12 protein-coding genes are annotated in these 14245 nt (G+C 63.7%); 4 read left to right on the top strand and 8 right to left on the bottom strand.

The window, feature by feature from the left end:
• Nucleotides 1-422: 422 nt before the first annotated feature.
• The 5 genes from KDW55_RS10095 to KDW55_RS10115 all read right to left on the bottom strand — a co-directional run bounded on the left by KDW55_RS10095 (nt 423) and on the right by KDW55_RS10115 (nt 5759).
• The gene (locus KDW55_RS10095; protein ID WP_212160748.1) at nt 423-1427 is read right to left on the bottom strand and encodes a VTT domain-containing protein; all 1005 of its coding nucleotides are present in this window, start codon (nt 1425-1427) and stop codon (nt 423-425) included.
• A 175-nt stretch (nt 1428-1602) separates the two neighbouring features.
• Complete coding sequence (locus KDW55_RS10100; RefSeq protein WP_069242076.1) at nt 1603-2874, bottom strand: patatin-like phospholipase family protein; 1272 nt, start codon at nt 2872-2874, stop codon at nt 1603-1605.
• A 10-nt stretch (nt 2875-2884) separates the two neighbouring features.
• Nucleotides 2885-3667, bottom strand: coding sequence for a 3-hydroxybutyrate dehydrogenase (locus tag KDW55_RS10105; RefSeq protein ID WP_212197935.1), 783 nt, complete (start codon nt 3665-3667; stop codon nt 2885-2887).
• Nucleotides 3668-3682: 15 nt separating this feature from the next.
• A complete protein-coding gene (locus tag KDW55_RS10110) occupies nt 3683-4462 on the bottom strand; it encodes an acetoacetate decarboxylase (RefSeq protein WP_156789061.1) in 780 nt (259 codons plus the stop codon).
• 295 nt (nt 4463-4757) lie between these two features.
• Nucleotides 4758-5759: a bestrophin family ion channel gene (locus KDW55_RS10115; protein ID WP_069242073.1), complete on the bottom strand. Its 1002-nt coding sequence runs from the start codon at nt 5757-5759 to the stop codon at nt 4758-4760.
• A 229-nt stretch (nt 5760-5988) separates the two neighbouring features.
• Here KDW55_RS10115 and KDW55_RS10120 point away from each other — a divergent pair, with 229 nt between their 5' ends.
• Nucleotides 5989-7197, top strand: coding sequence for an NAD(P)/FAD-dependent oxidoreductase (locus tag KDW55_RS10120; RefSeq protein WP_212160747.1), 1209 nt, complete (start codon nt 5989-5991; stop codon nt 7195-7197).
• Nucleotides 7198-7291: 94 nt separating this feature from the next.
• Here the strand turns inward: KDW55_RS10120 and KDW55_RS10125 are convergent, their stop codons facing one another.
• Together KDW55_RS10125 and KDW55_RS10130 are read right to left on the bottom strand one after the other, a co-directional pair.
• Nucleotides 7292-7792 carry an Ohr family peroxiredoxin gene (locus tag KDW55_RS10125; protein ID WP_069242071.1) on the bottom strand — a complete coding sequence of 167 codons (501 nt, stop codon included), beginning with the start codon at nt 7790-7792 and terminating at the stop codon, nt 7292-7294.
• A gap of 350 nt (nt 7793-8142) precedes the next feature.
• Nucleotides 8143-9663, bottom strand: coding sequence for a PLP-dependent aminotransferase family protein (locus KDW55_RS10130; RefSeq protein ID WP_209825955.1), 1521 nt, complete (start codon nt 9661-9663; stop codon nt 8143-8145).
• A gap of 193 nt (nt 9664-9856) precedes the next feature.
• Between KDW55_RS10130 and KDW55_RS10135 the strand changes: the two genes are divergently transcribed.
• The 3 genes from KDW55_RS10135 (at nt 9857) to KDW55_RS10145 (ending at nt 13088) form a co-directional block, all read left to right on the top strand.
• Nucleotides 9857-10600: an SDR family oxidoreductase gene (locus KDW55_RS10135; protein ID WP_069242069.1), complete on the top strand. Its 744-nt coding sequence runs from the start codon at nt 9857-9859 to the stop codon at nt 10598-10600.
• A gap of 82 nt (nt 10601-10682) precedes the next feature.
• Nucleotides 10683-11720, top strand: a complete 1038-nt coding sequence (locus KDW55_RS10140) for a LysR family transcriptional regulator (protein WP_212197936.1) — start codon at nt 10683-10685, stop codon at nt 11718-11720.
• A 474-nt stretch (nt 11721-12194) separates the two neighbouring features.
• A complete protein-coding gene (locus KDW55_RS10145; protein WP_059545136.1) occupies nt 12195-13088 on the top strand; it encodes a LysR family transcriptional regulator in 894 nt (297 codons plus the stop codon).
• Nucleotides 13089-13512: 424 nt separating this feature from the next.
• On the opposite strand, the gene KDW55_RS10150 is transcribed toward KDW55_RS10145, so the two are convergent.
• Complete coding sequence (locus KDW55_RS10150; RefSeq protein ID WP_038570157.1) at nt 13513-14118, bottom strand: isochorismatase family protein; 606 nt, start codon at nt 14116-14118, stop codon at nt 13513-13515.
• Nucleotides 14119-14245: the final 127 nt, after the last annotated feature.

The following is a 14245-nucleotide window of genomic DNA, read 5'->3' on the forward strand; positions in this document are numbered from 1 at the left end:
TCATCGTCACGGAAACGCGCCGGATGGCGTTTCGAGCGTGCTGACATCGCTTGTCCGTTACGCCGATCTCACTGCCTGTGTCGGGGAATATGCCCGCCAAGCGTGCAGCGGCGGAAGGGGCGCGTTACCCGCAATCCGAACGACAGGTCGTCTTGCCAGCAGGTTTGCGACAAGCGGTGCAGTCGCCGCATGGCGCAACTGTGATCGAAAAAGCCGTGTCAGGTCTGCCGAGGATGCGACCGGGAAGAGGCGTGAAGCTGGGGGAGGGAAGGTTGCGATACCAATGTCCGGCGCGCGCTGCACGAGCGGATGAAGGCGTCATGGCGGTGTTGTCGGTCGCCAGCCGAATCGGCGGCCCGCAGGCCGCCAACGGTGCGATACCACGCTGCCCGGGAACCTGGGCGCGCCACGGGGCCACGGAGTCAATACGTGAAGGCTTTCTGCTTTTCCGGGCCGATTGCCGCGTCGTTCATCGCGACCATCGGTTCCACGTCGAAGCCCTCGACGCGCCACGCATCGATACCGCCGGTGAGCGGCAGGGCGAGCTTGACGCCGGACAGCCGCAACTGCCTGGCCACCGACGCGGCAGACGTTTCGTGCGGGCACGCGCAATAGATGACGAGCGTCCGGTTCGTGCCATAGCGCTCCATGATCTGGCGGGGCTTGCGTTCATCGCCGATCACCGCGCCCGGAATGACGAACGGATCGAGCATTCTCCGCTCGGCGGAACGGATATCGATCACGGCCGGCCGCGGATTGTTCGCGAGCAGCGCATGCAGTTCGCCCGCGCTGATCCGCGCTTTCCCGAGCGCGCTTGCCAGCATTCGCCGGCGGCAATATCCGTACACGAAATACAGCGGCGGTGCGATGGCGATCACGATGAGCACGTGCCAGCCGAGACGGGCGACAAAGGCGAAGACCGCGTCGATCTGCGACGCGAACAGCGTGCCGATTGCCAGCCCGATCGACGCCCACAGCGCGATGCCGACGCAATCGTGCAGGACAAAGGCGCGCAACCTGACGGCCATCGCGCCGCAAAGCGGAACGGCCACGAGCGACAGGCCGGGTACGAACCGCGCGACCACGAGCACGCGAACGCCCCAGCGGCCGAAAAAGCGCTCGGTCGTCCGGACGCACGCGTCGCGCGACGGCGTCAGTTTGCAGACGGTGTGAAGCGTGCGCTTGCCGTAGCGCTTCCCACCCTGGTACCAGACCAGGTCGCCGAGCAGGCCGCCAACCACGGCGGCGGCCAGTAGCGCCGAGAAATGCAGCAGCGCCGACGACGCGACATGGGTCACGAGCGCGATGCCCGCGCCCACTGTGACCAAGGTCGGAATGGCAGGCAGCGGCAGGCCGAGCGACGATCCGAGCACGTTCAGGAATACGACCAGCGTGCCGTACCTCGCGATCATTTCATGCGACATCATGGTGCTCTCCTTGCGGCGGGCGCATGCGCGATCTCGACGATCGGTCGTTGCGCCGCCTGAAGCGGTCCTGCAGGCGCGGTACCGCGAGTCGGGAACGGCGCCGGCGGACCGCCGGTCACGCGTCGCCGGCCCGCGGCCGACCGCCTGGCTCGCCCGCGGCTGGCGTCGATACGGGTTACCCGGCGACGGACGATTCCTTCTCCGGCGCAAGGTGTTCCGCGGGAGCGGCATGCCTGCCGAGGTTGCCGGCTTCGTCGACGTCGTGCCGATAGCGGTGCACGTCCCGCGTGACGAAGCCGATTTCCCGGCTCGGAATCTCGAACCACTCCGGGTGTCCGAACGAACGGCGAATATCCTCGAGACCGCTCGCCCAATGCTCGCGCATCGTGTCCTTGCTGAACTCATAGTCCTTGTAGTGCCCCTCGAACGTCTTGTTCTTGTAGATCAGGTGCACCACGTTCACGGCACTGCCGTCCGCCGTCTTCTGCGCCTCCCGCAGCAGCGGGTGGGCAAGCCGCACGTGTTCGGGAATATGTTCGAGCAGTGCCTTGATCATCTGCGCATGCTTCTGGTTCTGCGACATGAACGCGGTGATCGCGCGCGTGCGGCTCGAATACTGAATGTCCTTGGTGCGTTCGCTGACATCGAGGAAGTCGCCCGGCAACTTGCCGCGCGCGCTCCACAGATCGAGCTGGAAAACGAGCGTGTCCCTGTGCTGGCTTTCGCGGATGATCTCGGTGAGCGGCGTATTGGAAACGAGACCGCCGTCCCAGTAGAACTCGCCATCGATCTCGACGGCCGGAAAGCCCGGCGGCAGCGCGCCGGAGGCGATGAAATGCTCCGGCGCCAGGCGCATCTTCGTATTGTCGAAATAGACGAGATTGCCCGTTCGCACGTTGACCGCTCCGACGGATACGCGAATGTTCCCGTCGTTGATGCGGTCGAAGTTGGCGTACCGCAGGAGCGTTTCACGCAACGCCGACGTGTCGTAATAGCTGACCTGGTCGGGACGCTTTCCGCCGAACCCGGCGAAGGGCACGTGCATGCGCGGCGAGAAGAATCCGTCCTGGCCTTCCATCAGCGTGCGCGCGGCGGCCCATGCGCTCGACCACCTGCGCCCCACGTCGGCAAGCCCGGGCCACGCCGACATGCACGCGCCGACGTGAGCGAACGGATCTCCCGGCTGGCTGATGGTGTTCCAGAAGCCGCGAAGCGCGTCGGTGCGGTCCGCCGGCGCATTGCCGGCGATGATCGCCGTATTCAGCGCGCCGATCGATACGCCGGCGATTCGCGTCGGCTCCACGCCGACTTCGGCCATGCCTTCATACACGCCGGCCTGATATGAGCCGAGTGCGCCGCCACCCTGCAGCACGACTCCGATTTCGTCATACGGGGGAAGCTTGATGCGATGGGCCTGCTTCAGCTTGTTACGCTGGCTCGAATACATGATGTCCTCCTTACTGCATGAACCAGCCGTGGCTGACGACGATCGATTGTCCGGTGAGCGCGTTCGACTCGAAGCCGGCCAGGAACGCAACCGTGTGCGCGACATCGGCCGCCGACGTGAATTCGCCGTCGACTGTCTCCCTCAACATCACGTCCTTAACGACCTGCTGTTCCGAGATGCCCAGCGCCTTCGCCTGCTCGGGAATCTGCTTGTCGACCAGCGGCGTCCTGACGAAGCCCGGGCACACGACATTGGCGCGTACGCCGCGCGGCCCGCCTTCCTTCGCGACGACGCGCGCGAGACCGAGCAACCCGTGCTTCGCGGTCACGTAGGCGGACTTCAGCGGCGAGGCCTCGTGCGAATGCACCGAGCCCATGTAGATCACCGTGCCACCCTTGTTCGACGCGTACATGTGCCTGATGGCGGCACGCGTCGTCAGGAATGCCCCGTCCAGGTGAACGGCCAGCATCTTCTTCCAGTCGGAAAATGCGTAGTCCTCGATCCGGTTGACGATCTGGATGCCCGCGTTCGACACGAGCACGTCGATGCTGCCCAGCCGGTTCACCGTTTCGGCCATGCTGGCTTCGACGGCTTCCTCGCTGGTGACGTCCATCGCGATCGCCAATGCCTTGCCGCCGGCCGCGACGATATCGTCTGCAACCTTGCGGGCGGCCGCGAGGTTCAGATCGGCGATCACGACGGTCGCGCCGTCCGCCGCAAGCTTGCGTGCGCACAGATCGCCGATACCGTTTGCCGCGCCCGTCACGAGCGCGACCTTGTCATTCAGTGCCATACGTCCTCCGGAGGTTTACTGGTTGACCGCGAGCTTCAGCGACGCGGCGGGGGCGAGGTAGTCGTGAGCCACTTCGCCGATATCGAGCGTGAGATGCGCGATGACGTGGCGCGCGCCGATCACCTTGCGGACCGGCAAATCGGCAACCGACGCGAGCGCGTGCGGATGCAGTTCGAGCGCGGCGGGTCCCTCCCATGCGCCGATCACGTCGACATCGCGCAGGACGAAGCGCACCAGCTCGCAGATGCGCGCGGATCCGTCGACGTGCGGAATGACCTTGAGCAGATAGTTGGGCGTGTCGGCGAGCTTGCGGCGTTCGGTTTCCGTGTCGAGCGCGCGGTACTTGTAACCCATCGTGCCGGTGGCGATGCGCTGCGTGCCGTAGTCGAGCGTGCCGAGCAGCGTGTCCTTGCCGTCGACGCAGAGCCGTGGCGACGCCAGTTTCTTCGGAAATCCCCAGATTTCCCGTCCGGCGGCGATCGGGCCTTCGTCGTCGAGGTACATCGCATGCGTGAAATTGGCGCGCGTGCCGTTCTCGTCCAGAACGGAGATCACCTGGCCGCTTTCGGTGTAGTCACCGAATCCAGACGAATCAGGCATCCGAATGAACTCGTAGTGGACGACGGCCCGGTCGACCGTCAGCGGTTCCGGGACGACGGCCCGGAGGGCGTCCATGTCCGTCTCGTACGAGATGATGAAATACTCACGATTGACGAATCGGAAGGGCGGACGCGGGTAAGCCGGGTTATGCACGGGCATCGCGAACGCGTTGCTGCGGATATCTTCTTCTGTCACGGATCGTTCCTCGGTTGGTGAGGTGCCGGGTGATGCCATGGCAACAGCCCTGGCTGCCGCGGCCAATGACGCGCGACGACGCAACGCGGCGCACACGGCCGCGCGAGTCGCACGTCGCTCTTGCGGTGTCGTGTCCGTTTCCCGGACGGGAGCGGACATGCATGCACGGCCACCGTCAGCGCCAAGCGTAGGCGATGTGCTCGTGCGACAGTAGCGCCGGGAAGGACCTCATCATGTTGTCGCGATGGCAACAATCGACGAACGGAGGGTGACGCGACGAGAGACGCCTGACGCGTTACAGCGCGATGATCGTGCGGCTCGACGGGGCGCGCGCGTGTTCTCCGAGCATCGCTTTCAGATCGCGTTCGATCGTGCTGCACAGCGTTGAAATGGGCACGTCGTTGGCGCCGCCTTCGAACGGGTTCTCCGTGCTTTCGCCAACCTGCTCGAGCGAGGTGTACATCCAGGAAACGGCGACGCTGCACGGCACGACCAGCCAGACCATGTTGCCGTGCATGAAACCGCTCACGCCGTCGTTCAACCGGTTGAATTCGTTCAGCAAACCGAACGGAAGCGAGAGGCAGAAGAACCGGACGAACAGGGAGCTGACGGTCGCATACTGACGCGGGTAGGGAAAGTTCTTGAAGCGTTCCGATCTTGCCTGGAGGTCGATGAAGTCGCCGACGGTCTTCTGAAGCTCCATGAAGAAGTTCGAATCCAGATGGCCGGCCATGTGAAGCGTCGTGAGCGAAGTGCCCTGCAGGCTCAGCACGAACGTTGCGATGCAAGGCGACGCGAGCGCCTGTTCCGTTTCGGTCGAGGAGAGATACTTCGGCAACAATTCCCTGATGTCCTTTTCCCACTCGGGAACGCGATAGAATCGGCGGTACTCGGCGTTGTAGCGTTTGTTCGTGCTTTCCCAGATGCGCGGGCGGCGCAGGTCATAGCGCAGCGCGGTCAGCCATGCCAGGTGGCGATCGACGAGTTTTCGGGCGATCTCGTCATCGGTGACGAAATCGCGAGCGAGTTGGCCCCAGCGACGGCTCTTGCTCAGGATATCGGTCCAGATTTCCAGCGCGTCCATCGCGCGGTTGTACGTTTGAACGTTCTTGAAGCCGACGATGAACGACGTCGCGGTTCCGAGCAGAACCACGATCGTCAGAGGGATCGATAGCCACGTAACGGAGAAGAACTTGTACAGGACAACCGGAACCGAACCGAAAATGAGCAGCTCGTAAATTTTCCAGCGTGTCCAGATCAGGAACTCCGACAGTTTGTACGATTTCCCCATGTGCATTTTATTTGCCTCATCGTTGATTCAGGTGGATGACGAAGACGGCGTTCGAGTCGCGTGCGATCGTTCGCCGACATCATGCCTGCGATCGATCCATGCGGCGTGTGACGGATTGGTGCCGAAGCGGCAACATCGTGAGCACGACTGCGGATCTACTGCGCAATGCCATGTCGACCTACGATGATTTTGCGCGGCGAGTTGCCGCCATCGACATCAACCGAGGGCAATGATCATGTCGCAGAAGATCCTAATCGTGGGTGCCGGCTTTGCCGGCGTGTGGGGTGCACTGGGTGCCGCGCGGGTGCTGGATGGTGCCGGTATGACGAGCGGCGACGTCGAGATCACGTTGATCTCGCCGAAACCGGAACTGCAGATTCGGCCGCGTCTGTACGAAAGCGAACCACAGCGGATGGCCGCGCCGTTGCTGCCGCTGCTCGATGCGGTCGGCGTGAAGTTTCTCGAAGGCAGCGTCGAGGAAATTTGCGTCGGCGAGAAGACGGTCGGCGTCGCGTGCGCCAACGGCGAGCGACGTCTGCTCGCGTATGACAGGTTGTTGTTGACGAGCGGCAGCAGGTTGAGCAAACCGCCGGTGCCGGGGCTCGCGGAACACGCGTTCTCAGTTGATCGCATCGAGGACGCCGTCGCGCTCGACGACCACTTCGCGGCGCTCGCAAAATTGCCGGAATCGCCGGCACGCAATACGGTCGTGGTGGTCGGCTGCGGCTTCACGGGTATCGAGGTCGCCACCGAGTTGCCCAAGCGCTTGCGCGAGTGGTTCGGCCCGCAGACGATGGGGCGTGTCGTCGTGATCGGCGCGCAGGACGACATCGGTCCCGATCTCGGTCCCAATCCTCGGCCGTATGTCGCCGAAGCCTTCGCGTCGCTAGGCGTCGAGGCCGTGCTCGGATCGCGCGTCGTGTCGGTGGCGGCCGATGGCGTTCGTACCGCGTCGGGCACGCACATCGAAGCCATGACCGTGATCTGGGCTGGCGGAATGCAGGCGAGCCCGCTGACGTCGCAGGTCTCCTCGCATCGAGACCCGCTCGGGCGCGTCGAAGTCGCACCGGATCTTCGCGTGCCGGAAGCGCCGCACGTATTCGTCGCGGGAGACGTGGCGCGCGCGCGCAGCGACGACGACGGGCACTATGCGCTGATGTCTTGCCAGCACGCGATCGTGATGGGGCAATTCGGCGGGCACAACGTCGCGGCGGATCTGATCGGCGTGCCGACGCTGGAATATCGGCAGCCGTTCTATGCGACATGCGTCGACCTGGGCGACTGGGGTGCCGTGTACTCGGAAGGCTGGGATCGACAAATCAAACTGACGCGTGCCGAAGGAAAGGCGCGCAAGCAGGTGATCAACACGCAATGGATCTATCCGCCGGCACCGATTCGGGCCGAGGCGCTGGCGGCCGGTAATCCGCAGGCATCGTTCGATTGACCGGTTGCCCCCGCGCGTATCGCGAGATGTGCGCGGGGGCGTCGCGCCGTTGCGGCAACGGACGACGCGCTGCCCCGGCACGACGAGCGCCAGGTCAGTCGACGACGGTCACGATATTGACGGTGCCTTGCCGGGCCATCTTCGCATACGGGCACAAGCGTTCCGCGGTTCGAACCAATTCTTCCGCGATGCTTCGATCGACGCCCGGCATCCGCACCCGAACGTCGACGAGCAACGCATAGCCGCCATCCATGGGATCGCGGCCGAACGAGACTTGCACCTCCACGGCGGTATCGGCGGTTTCCATATCGGCGCGTTTCTCGAGCAGATTGAGCGCGCCGTGGAAGCACGCGGCGAAGCCTGCCGCGAACAACTGCTCAGGATTGGTTCCGTTGCCGGGCCCGCCAAACTCGGTGGGCAGGCGCAGGTCGACGGCGAGATTTCCGTCGTCCGAGCGGACCACGCCGGAAGCGCGGCCATGTCCCGTCTCGCCGCCGGACACGGTGACGGTCGTGGTGTAAAGCGGTTGAAAATCCCGACCTCGATATCTGTCGAGGAGGGAAAGCGGCGGGGCTTGCAGCTTGTTGTCATCCATGATGCGTGCTCGAATTCGGCGACATGCTCCGACCCTCGGTCATTCGGGCGTCGAAACGTCTTGCGAAGGGGCTGGGCGGCCCGGGCAAGTAGCGTATTCAGGGAATGGCGGGCGCGGCTGATTGTCTGAGGAACGCGGCAATCTTCCGGTGCAGCCCGATTCCCGGTTCGTCTACGGGAGAAAGACGTTTCCATGCTAGAGGCGCGCACCGGGTGGCGGTACGGCCGTTCCGGGCGATTGTATGTTTCCCGTTGGACACCAATCCGGACCGCGCCGTGAATTTCAACGAGGCGCCCGGCGGCAGCGGTTGCCGGCACGCCTGGCCGCACGCCATTGGTGCACGCCGCGCGTCAGCGGCCCAGGCACGCGCGCAGCGTTTTGGCGTGACGTTGTGCTTCGTCGGCGTCGCCGATGTTCGCGAACCCGATGACGAGGCCGCGCGGCGTTTGCTGCGTGTGGCTGTTCGTGTACCAGATCGACAGCGGCAGGACCGCGAGCCCGGCTTCGCGGGCACGCGCGGCGACGGCGACGTCGTCGACCGGCCCGTCGGGCCCCGCCGTGAACCGCACCGTGAACTGGATGCCGCCAGGCGGCAACTCGACGATCAGCTGCTCGCCGAATGCTTGCCGTAATGCGTGCACGATCAGCGTGCGGCGCTCGCCGTACAGCGTGCGCATGCGCTTCAGGTGCCGGGCGAAGTGACCCTGTTCGATGAAATCGGCCAGGGCTGCCTGCAGGAGCGCAGGCGAGCCGGCGTTCATGCTGCAGGCCACGCGTTCGACGCGCTCCACCGCACGCTCCGGCACGACCGCGTACGCGAGCCGCAAGCCGGGATACATCGCTTTGCTGAAGGTACTGCAATAGATCACGTGATCGCGCCGGTCGAGACTCTTCAGCGCCTGCAGCGGGCGGCCCAGATAGCGGAATTCGCTGTCGTAGTCGTCCTCGACGATCCACCCCGACGTCTTTTCGGCCCAGTCCAGCAGCGCGATGCGGCGGGGCAGCGACAGCGTATGCCCGAGCGGGCTCTGATGCGACGGCGTCACGAGTGCGAAGCGCGCGTGCGCGTCCAGTTGCAGGCCGCGTTCGACGTCGATTCCCTCGGCATCCACCGGCACCGGGACGAGTTCCACGCCCGTCTCGGACAGGAAACTGCGTGCGAGCAGATAGCCGGGGTCTTCGAACCAGACGCGGTCGTTCGGGCGTGCGAGGCTGCGCAGCACGAGTTCCAGCGTGGCACGGTAGCCGCTGGTGATGAACACCTGTTCCGGCACGCAGGTGACGCCGCGCGACAGCCCCAGGTAGGTGGCGATGTGTTCGCGCAGCGGCCGATAACCGGCCGGATTCGGGTAGCCCAGCAGCGCGCGATCACCGCTGCGCGCGCGCAGCGACACGAGGCGGTGCCAGACCTTGCGCGGAAACGCGTCGAGGGCAGGGACCCCGGGCTGCAACGGGCGCGGCTCGCCGCTCATCGCGACGGCGATCGGTTGCGCGCGCCGCGGCGGCGGGCTGTCGCGCGACACGCCCGGCGCCTGAAGCACGCCGGCGTTGTCGACGGGCGCTCCCGATGCGTCGTCACGCGCGGGCGTTGCCCGCGGCAGCGATTTCGGCAGGGACGGCGAGACGAACGTGCCTGCCGCGCCGCGCATCTGCAGATATCCCTCGTCGACCAGGATCGTGTAGGCCTGTTCGACCGTGCCGCGCGCCGTGTTCAGTTGCGTCGCGAGGCCGCGCAGCGCCGGCACGCGATCGCCGGGACGCAGGTGGCCCGCGGCGATCGCGGTTCTGAACCGCTCGCAGATCTGCAGATAGATCGGCAACTGATGCTGCCGGTCGATTTCGATGGTCAGCGTGGAGGGTTGCGCAGACATGACGCTCTCGTGGATGACGGGGACAGACACAGCATGGACCAGTCCGATCGACGATTCTTGGCACTGCTGGATAGGACATGATTCTTCCACAATTGCGCCACGCGATGGACGGTCATCACCGTATTCACCCGATCCGGCAACCGTCACCTCCCCGTCACATTCGAATGCAATCCACTCGTCAGGAGATTTTGCGATGAAGATCGTTGTCATCGGCGGTTCGGGCCTGATCGGCTCACGTGTCGTCACGCTGCTTGGCGAAGCCGGCCACCAGGCGCTGGCCGCATCGCCGCGCACCGGCGTCAATACCATCACGGGCGAGGGCCTGACCGACGCATTGACGGACGCGGACGTCGTCGTGGACGTGGCGAACGCGCCGTCATGGGAACCGCAGGCAGTGCTGGACTTCTTCCGCACGTCGGCGCGTAATCTCGGCAAGGCCGAAGTGGCTGCAGGGGTGCGCCATCACGTCGCGCTGTCGATCGTCGGCTGCGACCGGATGCCGGAGAACGGCTATTTCTTGGCCAAGGTCGCGCAGGAACAGGCGATCGAGGCGGCGGGCGTGCCGTACACGATCGTACGCGCGACGCAATTCATGGAATTCATCGGCGGCATCGCGGATTTCGGCACCGAAGACGGCACCGTGCGCATCGGCGACGGACTGTTCCAGCCAATCGCCGCCGAAGACGTGTCGGCGCTCGTCGCGCAGGCCGCGCTCGCCGGGCCGCAGAACGGCACGATCGAGATCGCGGGCCCGGATCGTGCGCCGTTCGCGGAGATCGTCGCGCGCTACCTGAAGTCGGTCGGCGACACGCGCGCGGTGGTGACCGATCGCGACGGCCGCTACTACGGCGGCCGCGTCGAGGAAACCTCGCTGGTGCCGCTCGGGGCCGCGCGGCTCGGCCGCATCGGTCTCGACCAGTGGCTGGCAAGAAGCTGATTCACGTTCCCACGTGTGGGGATTCGCCGGCGCACGCCGGTGACGGGCAACCGGAGTGAGCGACATGTCTGAGGAAGCGGAAATGAGCCAAACGGAACCATCGGAACACGGCGCGCGTCGCGACCTGGCCGGTCGTGCCGATGCACTCTCGGCGAGCTTCGGTGCGAGCTACGCGGGCATCCTTGCGTTCGTCGCGGTGGCGAGCGAGGGGAGTTTTACTAAAGCCGCCGAGCTTCTCGGCGTCGGCCGGCCTGCCGTGAGCCGGAACGTCCAGAAGCTCGAGGCGCAGTTAAGTACGCGGCTGTTCCAGCGGACCACGCGCATGACCGAACTGACGTGTGAAGGCCAGCGATTCTTCGAGAACTGCCACCAGGGCGTCGCGCAGATCGTCGAAGCGATGAACGACATGCTGGAACTGCGGCAGGGGCCGCCGCGCGGCCTGATTCGCATCAGTTCGGCAGTGGGATTCGGCAGGAAGATTGTGGCGCCGCTGCTGGAGACGTTCGCGCACGCCTATCCGGACATCGTCATCGATCTGCTGCTGGACGACCGGCCAGTCGACCTGGTGTCCGAGCGGATAGACGTATCGTTCCGTAACGGTCGCATCGAGGACTCGAGCATCATCGCCCGGCAACTGATTCCGATGCAGATGGCGCTATGCGCAGCACCATCGTACGTGGCGAGGCACGGGCTCCCGCAGAGCGTCGAGGATCTCGACCGGCATGAATGCATCAACTTCCGTTTTGCCAGCGGCCGCGTCTTCGAATGGGAATTCAACGTCGATGGCCGAGTACAGAAGTACCTGCCGACCTCACGCCTCACGTTCAATGACGCAGACCTCGTTTTGCAGGCGGTGCTGAACGGATCGGGCATCGCGCAGATGGCGGGCTACCAGATTCGCGACCATCTCGCGTCGAAGGAGCTCGTCGTCGCGCTAGCGAAGCATGTGTCGGAGGATCGCGGCCACTACATCTGCTATCTGAGCCGCCAACACCTGCCGACGCGCATCCGGATCTTCGTCGACTTCATGACCGAGCAGATTCGCGCGCTCGACCTGAACTGCATGACGCAGTTCAATCCGGAGATCCCGAAGGCGTCATCGGCGGGACTGGCTGCTTGAAGATGTCGTCGAGGAGTTGCACGGTTCGGCCGTCGAGCATCAGCCACGAGTGATCAGATCGTGTCACGTTACCGGTGTCGGCTTGGCCTGAGTACGCAGTCACTCGGCGTGGACGATCTAAAGTTGATTTGCGCCATCCGCGCTATCTCCCATGCGCTAGGTTGGCATGCGACATCCAAGGCATCCTTAATTACAAACTCAATATATTTCGGATTTCGAATTAATTTGACATAAGGTAGATTATCGGCGATCACGATGTAGGTCCCAAGTTCAGATGTCCGCTTTGGGCTACATGGAAACGTCCGCTTTGATCCATTTTGCCCGCTGCGAACTGCTGCGCCGACAGCAATGCCCGCATTAGACGTCACCTCGTTGCTCGCGAAGCACTCGCGAAATGTGTGCGTCATCCGGCGACCCATGTTCAGGATAAAGCTGGCAAAATGGAAATTATTGGGCCGTTTATGGAGCAGTCCGATGGAGCTTCTGAACGACATGGCGTTGTTCGTCGAAGTCGTCAAGGCAAAAAGCTTTCGCGGCGCAGCCGAAGCGATTGGTGTACCGAATTCGACGCTGTCGCGCCGGATCGGAGCGCTGGAAAAAGCAATCGGACTGCGTCTGCTGCATCGTACAACGCGCAAGATTGAACTGACAGAAGCGGGCCAGCTCTATTTCGAGCGCTCGAGACGTATCGTCGACGAAGCCCGGCTTGTACACGAACAGCTCGGTGAAATGGTGGCTCAGCCGGTTGGGGTGTTACATGCGTCGTTGCCGGTCGATTTCGCCAACATTTTCCTCGCGCCGCTGCTTCCGGAGTTCGCACGCCGCTATCCCGGCATTAGCTTCGAATTCGACCTGACACCACGCCGCGTCGATCTCGTCACGGAGCCGGTCGATCTGGCGATCCGGATGGGCGAACCACCGTCATCGAATCTCATCGCACGACAGCTCGCCCGTTTGCCGCGGTACCTCTATGCGTCGCCACGCTACATCGAACTCTTCGGGGAGCCGAGCGAACCGGCTGACCTCCAGCAACACGAGTGTGTGCGGCTTGATCCGGCAGAAATCAATGGCTGGACGCTCCACCGGGAGGAAGAAACGATCGAGATCCCGGTGGGCGGCCGGTTTCTGCTCAACAGCGTCGGCATGATCCGACGACTGGCGATGCTTGGTCTCGGGATTGCGGTGCTGCCGGAAGAAATCGCGGCCGAAGACGTTACCGCCGGGAACCTGCGTCGGGTGATGCCCGCGTGGCAGGCTCCCTCCGTTCCCGTCTATGCGATCACCGAGACACGTTTGTTGCCCGCAAAGACCCAGCGGTTCATCGAATTTCTGCGAGAGCACCTGGGACGACCACGGCCGACGGCATGACGGACCAACTGCGGCGTTACGCGCTCGCTCGGCGCGCACGATGGCCAATCAATAAGCACCGCTGCCGCAGCAAAGCCCGGTCAAGGCTCGCTACGAGTCATCTCGCCGGGGCGCCCGATTCCATCGGTCGATAAAGCCGGGCTTGGCTCAATTCGCACGTGCGGCCGCGGCGTCCGCACCACCGCCCTTGACAGGCTTCATTAGCCAGAGGGTCCAGACGAACGCGCACCGGCAGTCGCCATACCGCCTGGATCTCGCTTCCCTCGCGGCCTCATTCATCAGTGAGTTTTCATTCATGACGCAGGACGACGAACTTTTCGCGTCATCAATCCCGCGTGCTTTGGTGTCGACGACTTGTAGGCGGTGCAATACGAACCGTCGACCGAAGCGACAAGCGCTTCAGTAGACAGGAACCCGTTTTCGTTCAGGCGATGCCGGCGCCTAGCGCCGGGAAAACATCAGTAAACAGCAACGTGATCAATTGTTGTCCATGCGGAGTCGACCAGTCCTGCGCGATTTCCGCCATGAGCGTGTTGGTCGCCGTGAGCACCACTCCCGCATCGTGCATCCGCTGACGCGAAAGATCTTCGGAAAGATCGCTGGGCGATCCCGAGGCGTCCATTACGGCCTGGACGGAAAACCCTTCCAGCGCGGCGTCAATTGCCGGGAAGATAAGGCAGACGTCGGTGGTTACGCCGGCCATAATCAGGTTCTTGCGCCCCGTTGCAAGCACTGCGTTACGGAATTCCGGATAGGCCCACGCGTTGACCACGCCCGGACGCTTGATCCGCGCGGAGTATGCATCGGGCAGGATCTCGGCGATCTCGGGAAGAATCGGACCTTGTGCGCGGTCTTCCTGGCTTGACGTGATGACAGTCGGCAGATTCAGTATCTTTGCCATCTTGGCCAGAGCGATTGACTGCTTGGCGGCGAATTCGCGATCAATATTCTTGATCAGTTGCATCGTACCGACCTGATGATCAATCAACAGCAACGCACTATTTTCGGGTGTGAAGCGTTCAACCTTCATGACGTAACTCCTGTTTGGTGACTGGGTGTATGCGTCAAAGCACGTGACGATCTCCTACAGTCGACCCATATCGCCACGTTGATAAGCGGCGGCGGCCGCTACTCAACTCGCCTGGCTCGAAAATGCC

Origin of the sequence: Burkholderia sp. AU19243, from assembly GCF_018148075.1 — a bacterium.
In the GTDB taxonomy this organism is placed as follows: domain Bacteria; phylum Pseudomonadota; class Gammaproteobacteria; order Burkholderiales; family Burkholderiaceae; genus Burkholderia; species Burkholderia latens_A.

Bases quoted from the DNA above. Each gene is read 5' to 3' on its own strand.
- KDW55_RS10095 (WP_212160748.1), bottom strand. From the start codon at position 1,427: ATGATGTCGCATGAAATGATCGCGAGGTACGGCACGCTGGTCGTATTC.
- KDW55_RS10100 (WP_069242076.1), bottom strand. From the start codon at position 2,874: ATGTATTCGAGCCAGCGTAACAAGCTGAAGCAGGCCCATCGCATCAAG.
- KDW55_RS10105 (WP_212197935.1), bottom strand. From the start codon at position 3,667: ATGGCACTGAATGACAAGGTCGCGCTCGTGACGGGCGCGGCAAACGGT.
- KDW55_RS10115 (WP_069242073.1), bottom strand. From the start codon at position 5,759: ATGCACATGGGGAAATCGTACAAACTGTCGGAGTTCCTGATCTGGACA.
- KDW55_RS10120 (WP_212160747.1), top strand. From the start codon at position 5,989: ATGTCGCAGAAGATCCTAATCGTGGGTGCCGGCTTTGCCGGCGTGTGG.
- KDW55_RS10125 (WP_069242071.1), bottom strand. From the start codon at position 7,792: ATGGATGACAACAAGCTGCAAGCCCCGCCGCTTTCCCTCCTCGACAGA.
- KDW55_RS10130 (WP_209825955.1), bottom strand. From the start codon at position 9,663: ATGTCTGCGCAACCCTCCACGCTGACCATCGAAATCGACCGGCAGCAT.
- KDW55_RS10135 (WP_069242069.1), top strand. From the start codon at position 9,857: ATGAAGATCGTTGTCATCGGCGGTTCGGGCCTGATCGGCTCACGTGTC.
- KDW55_RS10140 (WP_212197936.1), top strand. From the start codon at position 10,683: ATGAGCCAAACGGAACCATCGGAACACGGCGCGCGTCGCGACCTGGCC.
- KDW55_RS10145 (WP_059545136.1), top strand. From the start codon at position 12,195: ATGGAGCTTCTGAACGACATGGCGTTGTTCGTCGAAGTCGTCAAGGCA.
- KDW55_RS10150 (WP_038570157.1), bottom strand. From the start codon at position 14,118: ATGAAGGTTGAACGCTTCACACCCGAAAATAGTGCGTTGCTGTTGATT.